This window comes from Hoeflea sp. TYP-13 (genome assembly GCF_040932035.1).
Classification (GTDB): domain Bacteria; phylum Pseudomonadota; class Alphaproteobacteria; order Rhizobiales; family Rhizobiaceae; genus Hoeflea_A.
The window spans coordinates 251,204-265,211 of sequence record NZ_JBFRBB010000004.1; the positions used below are offsets into that span (position 1 = coordinate 251,204).

The window sequence follows — 14,008 nt, forward strand, 5'->3', positions numbered from 1 at the left end:
GCATGAGTGTTTCATTAAGCCCATCACAGGCACTGCATCTCTGGCACAGCGCGACCTTGAGGCTTGTGCAGTCCGACGCGCCGGATCTGACGCTTCGCCAGCTTAGCATTCTGTTGCACATCTATCTTGTGCCGCCGCCGCACACGGTGCGCGGCCTTGCCACGACCCTCGGTGTCACCAAGCCGGTAATCACCCGTGCGCTCGATTCCATGGGTACGATGGGTCTGGTTCGCCGCTCGCGCGACGAGCGCGACCGGCGGAACGTCATCATCCAGCGCACCGTCGACGGCGCGCTCTACCTTGAAAAACTCGGCGACATCATCATCGATGAAGGCAGGGAGCTCTCGCTGTGACCGGCGCACTCGACAAGAAGCTCAATGCCTATCGACCCGATCTCGCCGATGCGGCCCTGAAAGGGCAGGTGGAGGCAAAGCGCTACGTGACCGGCCGCCGGCGTCAGGTGGTGACGCCCGTTCTGGATTTGCGCGACGGGCCAAACGACAAGGCCGGTGTCGATACACAGGCGCTGCTGGGTGAGACGGTGACCGTATTCGACGAAGACAGCGGCTGGAGCTGGATTCAGCTCGAGGCAGATAATTATGTCGGCTATGCAAGATCGGACGGTCTTGGTGACGTGCAGGCGCCTGCGACTCATATTGTTACTGTGCCGCGTACGTTCATCTATTCTTCTTCAGATCTGCGCAGTCCAGTGCGCCTTGCCTGTTCTATCGGAAGTCGTCTCGCGCTCACGGGTTCGCAGACAACCAGGGGCACGGAATATTTGCTGCTTGAAGACGGAACCGCCGTCATTGCCCGCCACGTGGCGCCGATAACACACCGTTTCCTGGATTATGTCGACGTCGCTGCCGCATTCCTCCAAACGCCCTATCTGTGGGGCGGGCGCTCCGGTTTCGGTGTCGATTGCTCCGGGCTGGTGCAGCTTTGCATGGAATTGTGCGGGCACAACGTGCCGCGCGACACCTATATGCAGGAGGCGGGTCTTGGCGAGCCGATCGAGCCGGATGCAAAATACGCCAATCTGGAGAGAGGCGATCTCGTGTTCTGGAAGGGTCATGTGGCGATCGTGGAAGAACCGCAAACGGCCCTTCATGCCAGCGGTCACACCATGCAGGTCGTACGCGAGCCCCTGTACCAGGCGATTGAGCGTATCGAGCGTCTTTACGGCTCACCGACCAGCGTGAGAAAACCCTGAGACGCCGGATGCGTCGGGCTCATTCGATTGTGTCGTCTTCCTTCGGGTCCTTGTAGCGATTGAGATCAAGCAGCCCGGCCTCTATCCGGTTTTGATTTTGCAGAGCCGATTGCACGATATCGACGCTTGCCCAGAAATCGGCACTGCTGCGCCGCACGCCATAGGACTGAACAAAGGCCATGTAGTCAGCCTGGCTGGTGATATTCTGTATATCTGTCACGAAGGCCGGCAGGCTTGGCTCCTCAACTTTGAAGTAGAGATTCGGATAGCTTGCTAACTGGCCCGGGACAATTGTCAGCCGGTCGTCTTCCGGCTCCCGCCGGTTCTCCTCTCTGAACAGGAACGCGACATTGCTGTGTGCCTTGTCATGCACCAGCGTGAAGATCTCTGGTCCGGCGGCTGACGTTTCAACCAGCAGCAAGGCGATGTCGGGAAGAAATTTAACCCAGGGACCCTTGCGGTCGGCAAGCACCCGCAACTGGCCCGCCGCCGACTGGCTCTCAGCGCATTCGGCGCCGGTGCAGCGATTGATCGGGTCATGGACCGGCCACAGTTTTGGGCCGCGTGTCAGCAGGTTTTGAAGAAACTCGGCCTTTGGTGTGTCCGTGAGGTAGGTGACGCCCGTCGGCGCGCTGGTATCGACCGGCTGCTCCTTCAGCCAGTCAACAAGCGAGGCAAGCGGGCCGCGATACCACTCGTCATGGAGCGGTTTTCGCACATCCGGCGGCAAGAAAGACAGGAAGATCGTCTCTCCTTCGCGCCTTAGACCGTCCATATAGAGCCGTGTCGTCAACTGATGTTCGAGACTTCCGAACACATCGAATCCGGCAACCAGGTCATAATAGATGCGTTCGAACAGCGGGTAGTCGATCACCCAGGCGGTTTCGGGTATGGCGCCGACAAACCCGGTGACGACCGAAGCATTGTCGAAGTTACGGTAGACCGTCAGACGTGCGTCGATGTTGCTGCCGTCGCCGTCCCAGACAAAATCATAGGCCGGACCGTTGGCGTAGGACGGCGCAGATTTATAGTGCTGGTCGCGGAATCTGAGATATTTGGCCGGACCCTCAGACAAGAAGTTCGACAACCGTGATTCAAGGTCGCCGTCGGTCCGGGCAACGGGCAACTCAAGCAGCGGCGCCGCTTTCGCAAGGTAGGAATTGTCCGTCACGGAAAGATCTGCTTCCGGGTCGAGAAACGAAACCCAGAACCGGTCTTCGATGACATCGACTGCAACCTGCCCGTAGCAGACCGGTCCGCGAATGAAGCTGCGCACGAAGTATAACGCGTCGTCGAGCAGAAACTGATACCTGCCTGCGGGCGGCAGTGCGGCGAATGTGGTGAACGGATTGCCTCCCGCCGCAGCCGAATAGGGCGGCATAGCAGAAATGGTCCAATCGTCAGCGAGAAACAGCGACCTGTAGCGTTTCAGGCGCTCGGATCCGATCTCATAGACCATGTGCTCCTTGTGAAGGATCGTCCCGTCAATTGATACCACTCGGTAGTAAAATGGTGCTTTACCGGGATCGTCGAAGGGACGCCGGCTTGCGATTTCATTCGCCGGCTCGCCCGAAGGCGTCGTTGACCGGATCAGGCGGAAAAAATGCCGCTGATCGTCCCCTTCGATATGCAGATGGGCAAGGAACAGGTGTTCGTAGAGATAGCGCGCAGTCAGTCTCCGACGGTTGTCGCCTCCATTGAGGAAGGCTTCGATTTCCTTTATCTGCGCAGCAACAGTGGCAGGGATTTCACGGATTTTGCCCGGCAGCGGCGCACCGGTCTCGGCCCAGCGCGACAGGAGGTCGTATTCGGAATCGGGCAGGCCCGCAGTGGCGTAGGGCATGCCGCCATGCGGATGGTCGGCAACATAATCATCCACCTCATCGGGTACCGGACAGCTGAGCTTTCTGTGAATATTGAGGTCGGCTTCTTCCGGCAGTGGTGCGCCGGCAGTCGGCGGATTGGACCGACCGAGATCCAGAAGTCTGGAAATGGCGGAAGGACTGCTATTCGGCACGGTTGGATTGCGCTCCACCGGGAAGAATCCGAGTCCGCGCCAGCCTTTTTCCGTTTTGGCGTCGATGCCGAGCCGGGTAAGTGGCGCATCCTTCAGCCTCGAAGGATCATAGACCGGTTGTTTGCTGGCGCCGCGCAACAGGCCGTCGGGCGAAGAAAGCTTCAGCTGGCATGGCGCATCATAGCAGCCATGGCACACAACGCAGCGTCTTTCGACAACGTCCCGGACCATGGACCATTTTCGATCCGATGCGGCAAGTTCCGCTGTGCTCAATGCCGGCATGAGCGGATATTCGCCGTTATCCGTTGTGGCTTCGTCGCCTTCGCCTCCGCAGGCTGTCAGAACCGACAGGGCTGCAATAATTGCCATGCGCTTTAGCCGCCAGGCATGCCCCTTCGTTCCTCTCGCGCCGGTGTCCATGGTGTAAATCTAGCCCCGGCACAATGCCGTCTGTCAACAATGTATCGGATGAAGGAACCGAAATCCGCGATAGCCCAAAACGCTCAATGCGGAACGCCTGCGGCTCTGAGACGCGAGTTCAGCAGTTCGGTGTCGGTTTTTCTGGAGAACGGAAAGTTGTCGATCAGCGCCAAATTCAGGTTCAGCCGGTCAATCATGTCCGTGAAGCCACTGCTGCCCGCAATATCCGGATCGTCTGCCGCCGCCGCGGAAAATACGATGCCGCTATTTGGCAGTGATGGCGCACGTTCGTAACCTTCCCTGGCGTAGTCCAGGGCCTTGTCCTTTTCACCCGCCAGCAGATAGGCAAGGCCGATGGTGAATAGAATAATAGGGAAAAGCATGCTTTCCGACATCAGGTCCATGAGGCCCACCAACCGCTCGGCTCCCCTTTTGGGTTCGCCCGAAAATATCTGCACCAGCGCCAAAATCACCTGCGCATCCTGGTAGTCAGGGTTGATCTTCAAAGACCTTTCCGCATCGGATTTTGCGCCCTCAAAGTCACGAAGCAGCCAGAGCCGGCAGTTCGCCCGTGCCATGAACACAAAGTCGGAATTGGGACCAAGGCTGACGGCCCGGTTAGCGAGGTCCATAACCATTGCCTTATCAACATCCGCAAGGCGGCCGTGGCCCGTAAAAATCGGGCTGATGTGGCCGAGAGTGAGCATGGCCGTTGCGGTCGGATTGTCCGGGGATTTTTCTATTGCGGCGGTCAGCGATGCGCGGGCAAGTTCGACGCTCTCAAGATTCCAGTGGGTGTTGAGATAGGCGGCTTTGGACAGCAACTCTTCGACGGACAATTCGCTGTCCGGCAAGTCGCTGACATCCGCGCCATCGAAATAGTTTGTGTGCGTCCTTAAATATCCGGCAGCGCGCCTTGCGACCTGCTCGACAAAGTCATCGCTTGCATCCGTGCTGTCCTCAAAGCGTTCGGTCCAGATATTCCCGCCCCCGGTACCCGCCGACATAACGATATCGAGCCTTACCCGGTCGCCGGAAACCCGGCAGCGCCCGCCCAGAACGTATTTGGGCGCCGTCTGTTCATTGCGTTCGCCCACGACCTTGATTCCGATGCGGCGCGACAGCATCAGCAAAAGTTCGTAGCGGAATTCTTCCGCCAATTCCGATGCTTCGTTCTTCGAACCCGAAACTTGCAGTTCCTCGATGAGGATCACCGGAACGCCGGTCTGCTTTCTGCCCAGTGGCTCTGCGGACAAAAGGGATTGGCCATCCACCGCCTCCGGAGCCCATCCGAAGACCGTCGTATCTGCTGCAATATTCTTCAGTTTATGTGTTCCAAGGTCCTTGAACAGGGTTCCGAGCTTGCTGTCGATGATCCTGTGGACTTCGCCTGAAACAAGAACCGCGCCTGGTATGGCAAGCTGCTGCAGGCGGGCCGCGATGTTCACGCCGTCGCCGAATATGTCCGCATCCTCATGTATGATATCGCCGATATGTATACCGATGCGGATCTGCATCGATCCGTCTCGTGTCAGGCGGTTTTGGATATCGGTGGCGCAGGCGACCGCAGCGGCAGCCGATCCGAATTCGGCCAGCCAGCCGTCACCCATGTTCTTGATGATCCTGCCGCCCTGGTCCAACACCGCCGGCTCAAGCAATTCGCTGCGAAAAGTCCTGAGTTGCGCAAGCGTGTGCGCCTCGTCTTCGGACATCAGCCGCGAATAGCCTACTATGTCGGCCGCCATGATTGCGGCAAGCCTGCGTGAAGGTTGATCGGACATGGATATAATCTAACAGCAACCGGACAGTGCATCCAAGCAATTGCAATATATATCCGAATTTGGCTCCGCTCAATCGCTGACAACCCCGGCAGGTGTCGCCACCAGGTCGAAAGCCGCCGCCATCAGCGCCCTGGTATAGTCGTTTTGCGGATTGTCGAAAATCTGCTCGGCCGGGCCCTGTTCAACCACCTTGCCGAAGCGCATGACGATCACATTGTTGGCAAGCGCACGCACGACCTTCAGATCGTGGCTGATGAAGAGATAGGCGAGATCGTGATCACGCTGCAGTTTGCGCAAAAGGTCGACCACCTGCGCCTGAACGCTCATGTCGAGTGCCGATGTCGGCTCATCAAGCATGACGAAGCGCGGGTTCAGAACCATCGCGCGGGCAATGGCTATGCGCTGGCGCTGGCCACCGGAAAACTCGTGCGGATAACGCCAGCGGGTTGAAGGATCAAGTCCGACCTCCTCAAGTGCGCTCGCAACCTTGCGGTCCCGTTCGTCGCGGCTCAATCCCGGTTCATGGATGCGCAGGCCTTCCGAGACAATCTCCGAAATCGACATGCGCGGCGACAGCGAACCGAACGGATCCTGAAACACCACCTGCATCTGGTTGCGCAGCGGTTTCATTGCCTTGAAGGAATAGCTGTCGATGTCCTTGCCGACAAAGCCGATCCGGCCCTTGGAGGAAATCAGCCGTGTCAGGGCAAGACCGAGCGTTGTCTTGCCTGATCCCGATTCGCCGACAATGCCGAGCGTCTGACCGGAACGTAAGGTCAGGTCTATACCGTCCACCGCTTTCACATAATCGGCGGTGCGGCGCAGGAAACCCTTCTTGATCGGGAACCAGACCTTGATGTCCTTGCCTTCCATGACGATCGGCGCCGTGTCGTCCGGTTTTGGCGGCTCGCCGCTGGGTTCGGCCGCCAGAAGGTGCTTTGTATAATCGTGCTGCGGGTTTTCGAAGATGTCCTTCGTCGGACCCGTCTCGACGATTTCTCCATTTGTCATCACACAGACGCGATCGGCAATCTTGCGCACGACGCCAAGATCGTGGGTGATGAACAGCATTGACATGCCGTGCTCGCTCTTGAGCTTGCCGAGGAGCTCCAGGATCTGCGCCTGAACGGTGACGTCGAGCGCCGTTGTCGGCTCATCGGCGATAAGGAGTTCCGGCCGGTTAGCCAGCGCCATTGCGATCATCACGCGCTGGCGCTGTCCGCCGGACAATTCGTGCGGATAGGCGGAAAGCCGTTTTTCCGGATCGCGAATGCCCACCTGGTTCAGGAGTTCGAGCGTGCGCTCGCGGGCGGCGGCATCAAAAAGGCCCTGATGCAGACCGAGAATCTCGCCTATCTGCCGCTCGATCGTGTGCAGCGGATTGAGCGAGGTCATCGGCTCCTGGAAGATCATCGTCACATCATTGCCGCGCACCCCGCGAAGGTCGGCATCATCTGCCGACAGAAGGTCCCGGTCCTTGAAAAAGACCACCCCGGATGGATGACTGGCCGCTGGATAGGGAAGCAATTTGAGGACCGAGAGCGCGGTGACCGATTTGCCGGATCCCGATTCCCCGACCAGAGCCACCGTCTCGCCGCGGTTGATGTCGAATGACACCCTGTTGACCGCCAGCGTTTCATCACTGCCCTGCCGGAAGACCACCGACAGATCACGGATTGAGAGCATCGGACCGGTCATTGGAACGTCTTTCTCGGGTCGAACGCATCGCGCGTCGCCTCGCCGATAAAGATCAGCAGCGACAGCATGATGGAAATGGTGAAAAACGCGGTCAGGCCCAGCCACGGCGCCTGCAGGTTGCGTTTGCCCTGCGCGATCAGTTCTCCAAGGGACGCCGAGCCCGGCGGCAGACCGAAACCGAGGAAATCAAGCGATGTCAGCGTGGTGATAGAACCCGACAGGATGAAGGGCAGGAAGGTCAGCGTCGCGACCATTGCATTGGGAAGGAGGTGGCGGAAGATGATCGTGGCGTTTCCGACACCAAGCGCCCGCGCCGCGTTCACATATTCGAAATTGCGTGCGCGCAGAAACTCGGCGCGCACGACGCCGACAAAGGCCACCCAGGAAAACAGCAGCATGATGCCAAGCAGGATCCAGAAGCCTGGCGGCAGTATCGCTGCAATGATCAGCAGGATGTAGAGCACCGGCATGGAGGACCAGATTTCCAGCACGCGCTGCAACAACAGATCGGTCCAGCCGCCGAAATAGCCCTGCACCGCGCCCATCGATACGCCGATAAGCGCCGACAGTGCCGTCAGCGCCAGCCCGAACAGCACCGAAATGCGGAAACCGTAGATCATTCGCGCCATCACGTCGCGGGCCTGATCGTCCGTGCCGAGCCAGTTCATATTGCCGATGATGCAGTCCGGGTCGTCGACGCCGTTCGGATAGGCCGAACAGCGTTCCTCTTTGGACATGGTCCAAAAAGGTGCCGTCGGCGCCGAGGTCGGAATATAGGAATTCGCGGTCCGGTAGGAATAGCGGAAAGGCGGCCACAGCATCCAGCCATTTGCCTCGATTTCGTCCCGGATGAAAGGATCGCGATAATCGGTGCGCGCCAAAAAGCCGCCGAATTTCTCTTCTGGGTAGTCGACCATGACCGGAACCAGCAATTCGCCCTTGTAGGAGGCGAGGATCGGCTTGTCATTGGCGATCAGTTCGGCAAACAGGCTGAGGAAGAAAATGACCAGGAATATCCAGAACGACCAGTAACCCCGGCGGTTGGCCTTGAAATTGCGCCAGCGCCGTTTTGCGGTCGGAGAGAAGAAGCCGGTCGGCGGTCCGCTGGTGACCTCGGCTGGTTTTACGGCCTGCTCCATCTCACACGTCCCGCCGTTCGAAATCGATGCGCGGATCGACCCATGTGTAGATGAGATCGGACACCAGGTTGAGGATCAGGCCCATGAGCGAGAAGATGAAAAGCGTCCCGAAGACGACCGGATAGTCGCGTTTCAGAACCGATTCGTAACCGAGGCGTCCAAGACCGTCGAGCGAGAAGATCGTTTCGATCAGCAGCGAGCCAGAGAAAAATGCCGTGATGAAGGCCGCGGGAAAGCCGGCGATGATGATCAGCATCGCATTGCGGAAGACATGACCGTAAAGCACCTGTCCCTCCGTCAGGCCCTTCGCCCGGGCAGTCGTTACATATTGCTTTCGGATTTCGTCAATGAACGAGTTCTTGGTCAGCAGCGTCGTCGTCGCGAAGGCGGCAAGCGACAGCGATATCAGCGGCAAGGCCAGGTGCCAGAAATAGTCGATGATCTTTTCCCACCAGGAGAGCTCGCTGAAATTATCAGAAATGAGGCCGCGCAGCGGAAACCAGTCGAAGAAGGAGCCGCCGGCAAAAACGATGATCAGCAATATGCCGAACAGGAACCCCGGTACCGCATAGGCAACGATGATGACGCCGGATGTCCAGATATCGAAGCTGGAGCCGTCGGTAACCGCCTTGCGGATGCCCAGCGGGACCGAAATGATATAGGAAATCAGCATGATCCAGATGCCGAGTGAGATCGAAACCGGCATTTTCTCGATGATCAGATCGGTCACCGAGACGTCGCGGAAATAGCTCTCGCCGAAATCGAAGCGGACAAAATTCCACATCATCTGCAGGAACCGCTCGAGCGGCGGCTTGTCGAAACCGAACTGCTTTTCGAGCTTGGCGATAAATTCGGGGTCGAGGCCCTGTGCGCCGCGGTACTTGGACGAAAAATCCTCGCCACCCGCTGTCGGCTGATTTTGGAAATCGCCGCCGCCCGATATGCGCTCGGTTGCCGAGTTCCCCTGGCCGGTCAGCTCGGCGATGACCTGTTCGACCGGACCGCCCGGGGCGAACTGGATGATAAGGAACGTGAAGCCCAGGATTCCGACGATTGTCGGGATCATCAACAGCAGCCGCCTGAGGATATAGGCGCCCATTAGTTCCGGTTCTCCTGCCTGCTCATTGTCTCGCTCTAGGCCTTACCAATCTTCTTCGCCTTTTCCTGATCGAGCCACCAGAGCCGCTCCACCGGCCAATCGTAATCGGGTTTGGGATTCACGAATCCGAACATGTCCCAGTAGGCAACTCTGTGATTAGCCGAATACCAGTTGGGTATCCAGTCCAGACGTGCCCGGTTGACCCTGTCGATAACCCGCATGGCTGTCACCAGCTGTTCCCGATTTTCAGCCTCTTCTACATTGTCGAGCAACTGTTCATAAACCTGCGCCGTTACACCCGGCAGATTGTACGAGCCCGGAATCGTCGCGTAGCGCGGAGAAAAGAGCGGTTGCAGGCTCTCCGCCGTCGGTGTCGCGGTCAGGGAAAGCGCCATGCCCACCATGTCGAAATCAAAATCGGTGGTGCGCGCCTGGAACTGAACCGGATCGACCAGCCGGATCGAGGCATCAATGCCCAGGCGCCGCATATTTTCCACGAAACCGGACAGGAGCCGCTCGAACACCGGCGAGCGGATCAGAACTTCAAGGGAAAGCGTTTCGCCATCCTTTTTGAGCATGGTTCCATCGCGCGTCCAGCCGGCGTCGGTCAACAGCTTCAGCGCCCTGCGCAGCAACTGCCGGTCGCGTCCCGATCCGTCCGACACCGGCTGCATCACCGGTTCGCCAAACGTTTCTTCCGGCACCAGATCCCGGATCGGTTCAAGCAATGCAAGCTCGTCCCCGTCGGGCAACCCGCTGGCAACGAAGTCGGACCGTTCGAACAGCGACTGCGAACGTGTATAGGCGTCATAGAATATCTTGTTGTTCGTCCACTCGAAATCGAAGCACAGATCGATCGCCTGGCGCACACGGATATCGCTGAATTTTCCGCGCCGCTGATTAATCGCCCAGGCTTGCATGATGGGGCGTTTTTCGGCAGGAAACGTTGTCTTGACGACCCGGCCGTCGGTAATCGACGGAAAATTGTACTCCGTTGCCCAGGTCTTGGAGGTGAACTCCTCCCGAAACAGGATATCGCCCTTCTTGAAGGCCTCGAAGCCGGCCTGCCGGTCGGCAAAGAACTCGATGCGGATCGTCTCGAAATTGTCGATGCCGCGAGCCGTGGGCAAATCCCGTCCCCAATAGTCCTCCACCCGGTCGAAATCGATGAAAACGCCCGGTTCAAGCCGCCCCGGCCTGTACGGACCCGAGGAAAGCGGTACATCAAGCGAGCCGGAATCAAATTCGTGGCTCTCGTAATAGACGCTGGAAAGGATCGGGATATTGGCCGCCGCCAGTATTGCCTGCGCCGACTGCTCGCCCGAAAACCGGATTTCGACCGTATGTTCGTCAAGTGCGACGGCCTCAATCAGATCACGAAGAGAGGTGGCAAGATTCGGGTGGCCTTCCTCCTTCAGCGTCAGATAGCTGAAGACAACATCCCTCGAAATCACCGGCGTGCCGTCGTGAAACCGGGCTTGCCTCCGAATTCCGAACCGCCAGGTGTTGCGGTCTTCGGAACACTCCACCCACTCGGCCAGATGACAATAGAGCGCGTCCGGTTCGTCCAGCGCCCGCACCATCAGCCGGTCGAAGCACAGCTCCATGCGTGGCGGCGCGTCGCCGCGAAGAATGAACGTGTTGAGCGTATTGTAGGTCTGGACATTCTGATTGTAGAACCAGTTGGGCGGCAGAAACGAAAAGGTACCGCCCTTGGGCGCGTTCGCATCGACATAGTCGAACTGCTTGAAGCCGGGATCGTACTTCAAATCGCCGAAGGCCGAGATTCCATGCAGTTTGACGCCCGGTTCGACGCCGGCAAAGGCAAGGCGGGCCGGAATGGCGAGGCTCGCCGCAACGGCTCCTGCGCCGGCAACAAAGCCGCGCCGGGTCAGGTGGGATCGTCCGGTTCGACAGTTCGATTTTATCATCTATTGTTTTGCGTCTTTCGACCACCAGATCGTCGGAAAACCGATCTGATAGGTCGGCAGCGGATCAGGATGGGCAAGCCGGCTGGAATAGGCGACACGGGCAACGCGGCTCGTATAGCTCGGAATAATAAACTGATGCGCCAATAGGACCCTGTCGAGCGCCCTGGTGGCCGCAATCAGCTCGTCGCGGTCGTCTGCAAAAACGATCATCTTTATGAGCGCATCGATACCCTCGTCGGAAATTCCCCCGTAATTGGCGGAACCCTCACGGTCGGCTGCCTCGGATCCCCAATATTCGAACTGTTCGTTGCCGGGAGAAAGGGATTGCGCCCAGCCGGTATAGATCACGTCGAAATCGCGGCTTCTTTCGCGGTTGGCGTATTGCGCCGGATCGACGGAACGGACGGTGGCATCAATGCCGATCTTCTTCAGATTCTCCACATAGGGCAGGGCAACACGCTCAATGATCGGTCCGTTGAGAAGGATTTCAAAGGTGAATGGCTGGCCGGTGCTGGCATTGACCAGTTTGCCGCCGCGGATTTCATATCCTGCCTGTCGGAAGAGCTTGACCGCCTCGCGCAAATTGGCCCGCTGGTTCTGCGGGTTTCCGCCGACGGGATTAACGTAAGGTGTCGTAAACACTTCCGCCGGAATTTTGTCGCGCACCGATTCCAGGATTTCCAGCACCCGGCCTTCGGGCGGGCCGCCTGAAGCCAGTTCGCTTCCATAAAAGAAACTGTCGATGCGCTGATACTGATTGAAAAAAATTGTCCGGTTCAGATCTTCGAAATCAAAGGCGAGGTTGAGCGCCTTTCGAACCAGTGGATCCTTGAACTTGTCGCGGCGCAGGTTGGGAACGAAACCGACCATGATACCCGACGAGCGGTAAGGATTTTCCAGCTCCTCGCGCACGACGCGTCCGTCCTTCATGGCGGGAAATGTGTAGTCTTTAGCCCAGCGGCGCGCGGCGTTTTCCACCCAGAAGTCGGTCTCTCCGGCCTTGAAGGCTTCGAATTCGACATTGCGGTCGGCAAAGTAGCTGTAGTTGATCTCGTCGAAATTGTTGCTGCCGATATTGACCGGCAGATCCTTGCCCCAATAGTCGTCTACCCGTTCGAAAAGAACTGTTGAACCTGGCGAAACCCGGGCAATGCGATAGGGGCCGGAGCCCATGGGCAGTTCCAGTGTCGTAGCGGAAATGGAGCGCTGTTCTCCGCTGGCGTTCGTGCCCTCCCACCAGTGTTTTGGCAGGATCAGAAGCTGTCCGATAATTTGCGGAAGCTCGCGATTGTTCTTTTCGTCGAATGTGAATGTGACTTCGTTTTCGCCGGTCTTCTGAGCGCCCGTCACGTGCTGGTAGTAGAACTGCCGCTGCGGATCGAGTTCGACGGCCTTTTCGAAGCTCCAGATCACGTCCTCGGCGGTAATCGGTTCACCGTCATGCCAGCGCGCTTCCGGTCGCAACTGATAACTGACGGATGAAAAGTCGTCCGGATAGCTGACGCTTTTAGCTATCAGGCCATACTCCGTCGAGATTTCATCCATGGAGGATGTCATCAGCGTTTCGAAGACAAGGCCCAGCCCCTCCGCCTTTTCGCCCTTGGCAAGGATGGGGTTGAGTGAATCGAAAGACCCGTTTGCCGAGACGTTGACACGGCCGCCCCTGGGCGCATCCGGATTGACATAATCGAAACGGGCAAAACCGGGCTGGTATTTGGGCTCGCCGATCAGCGATGCGCCGTTGCGCCAGACTTTGTCGTCGGCAGCCGATGGATCTGGATAAAAAGACGTGAAAATTCCGGTCAGCAATGCGGCGAGTGCCACAATGGGTGCTTTGCGTTTGAACAGCGTATGGACCGTCACAAACTACCTCCTGATTGTCCGGTTCCTTGCAAAGTACCGGCACGGGCATGTAATTCCTCGCGTCGCCCACGGTTCACAATAGGGCAAATTGTGACAAAGAACAGGCAGGAAGCGGCGGCAGGGTCGAAAGACAACAAAAAAGCCGGGCGGTGCCCGGCTTTCAGCATTACAAATTTCCGTGAAACTACTCGGTCGCGGTCTCGGCCGGCTTTTCTTCCTCGGAAGAGGCGGCTTCATCGCTTGCAGGTTCTTCGCTTGCCGTTTCCTCGGCAGCCGCAGGCGCATCAGCGGACGGCAGCGGCGCCGGCTCGCTGGACAGCGAACGCAGATAGGCGATGACATCGGCGCGCTCGGTGTCCTTCTTCAGACCGGCAAAACCCATCGCCGTGCCCTTCATGAATTTCTTCGGCGCGGCGAGAAAACCGTTGAGGTCCTCGTAGTCCCATTTCTTCTCTCCGCCTTCGGCATAGTCCGTCATGGCCGTCGAGTAGCCAAAGCCGTCGGCAGCCGCGATCGGGCGGTCGACGATATCCCACAGATTAGGACCAACCCTGTTGGCACCGCCCTCATCAACCGTGTGGCAGGCCTGGCATTTGCGGAAAGCCCGCTGTCCGCCTTCGACGCTGGCACTGGCCAGCAGCGGCGCAATCGGTTCGATCCCTCCTCCGGAGGCTTCTGCGGTGGCTGATCCGGGCAGGCCTTCGCCGGCTTCAAGTGCCCAGCCTTCCGCTTCCGGGTGACCGGAACTGAAAATGGCATCGGACGCGATGGAAACAGTCATGACAACGAAGGCGACGGCGAGAAAGGCACCGACCGCTGCGTTGATATATGAGGAGTTCATTCTCAC

At 58.3% G+C, this 14,008-nt stretch carries 10 protein-coding genes; 2 read left to right on the forward strand and 8 right to left on the reverse strand.

Annotated features, from left to right (window positions below; all coding sequences use genetic code 11):
* The first annotated feature begins 2 nt into the window (after positions 1–2).
* Both ABVT35_RS21480 and ABVT35_RS21485 read left to right on the forward strand, forming a co-directional pair.
* Complete coding sequence (locus tag ABVT35_RS21480) at positions 3–353, forward strand: MarR family transcriptional regulator (RefSeq protein ID WP_368469208.1); 351 nt, start codon at positions 3–5, stop codon at positions 351–353.
* Positions 350–1,213, forward strand: coding sequence for an NlpC/P60 family protein (locus ABVT35_RS21485; protein WP_368469210.1), 864 nt, complete (start codon positions 350–352; stop codon positions 1,211–1,213). Before ABVT35_RS21480 ends, ABVT35_RS21485 begins: the two co-directional genes overlap by 4 nt.
* A 19-nt stretch (positions 1,214–1,232) precedes the next feature.
* On the opposite strand, the gene ABVT35_RS21490 is transcribed toward ABVT35_RS21485, so the two are convergent.
* The 8 genes from ABVT35_RS21490 to ABVT35_RS21525 form a co-directional block, all read right to left on the reverse strand.
* Positions 1,233–3,599 carry a fatty acid cis/trans isomerase gene (locus ABVT35_RS21490; protein ID WP_368469212.1) on the reverse strand — a complete coding sequence of 789 codons (2,367 nt, stop codon included), beginning with the start codon at positions 3,597–3,599 and terminating at the stop codon, positions 1,233–1,235.
* 134 nt (positions 3,600–3,733) lie between these two features.
* A complete protein-coding gene (locus ABVT35_RS21495; protein ID WP_368469214.1) occupies positions 3,734–5,431 on the reverse strand; it encodes an adenylate/guanylate cyclase domain-containing protein in 1,698 nt (565 codons plus the stop codon).
* Positions 5,432–5,500: 69 nt separating this feature from the next.
* Positions 5,501–7,129, reverse strand: a complete 1,629-nt coding sequence (locus ABVT35_RS21500) for an ABC transporter ATP-binding protein (RefSeq protein ID WP_368469215.1) — start codon at positions 7,127–7,129, stop codon at positions 5,501–5,503.
* Positions 7,126–8,268 (reverse strand): ABC transporter permease, encoded by a 1,143-nt coding sequence (locus ABVT35_RS21505; protein ID WP_368469216.1) that lies wholly within the window; start codon positions 8,266–8,268, stop codon positions 7,126–7,128. Before ABVT35_RS21505 ends, ABVT35_RS21500 begins: the two co-directional genes overlap by 4 nt.
* Before the next feature lies 1 nt (position 8,269).
* Positions 8,270–9,367, reverse strand: coding sequence for a microcin C ABC transporter permease YejB (locus tag ABVT35_RS21510; protein WP_368469218.1), 1,098 nt, complete (start codon positions 9,365–9,367; stop codon positions 8,270–8,272).
* Positions 9,368–9,402: 35 nt separating this feature from the next.
* Entirely contained in the window at positions 9,403–11,298 is a 1,896-nt protein-coding gene (locus ABVT35_RS21515; protein WP_368469219.1) for an extracellular solute-binding protein, read from the reverse strand.
* Positions 11,299–13,107 (reverse strand): extracellular solute-binding protein, encoded by a 1,809-nt coding sequence (locus ABVT35_RS21520; RefSeq protein ID WP_368469699.1) that lies wholly within the window; start codon positions 13,105–13,107, stop codon positions 11,299–11,301.
* Positions 13,108–13,345: 238 nt separating this feature from the next.
* Positions 13,346–14,002 (reverse strand): cytochrome c family protein, encoded by a 657-nt coding sequence (locus tag ABVT35_RS21525; protein ID WP_368469221.1) that lies wholly within the window; start codon positions 14,000–14,002, stop codon positions 13,346–13,348.
* Positions 14,003–14,008 lie beyond the last annotated feature (6 nt).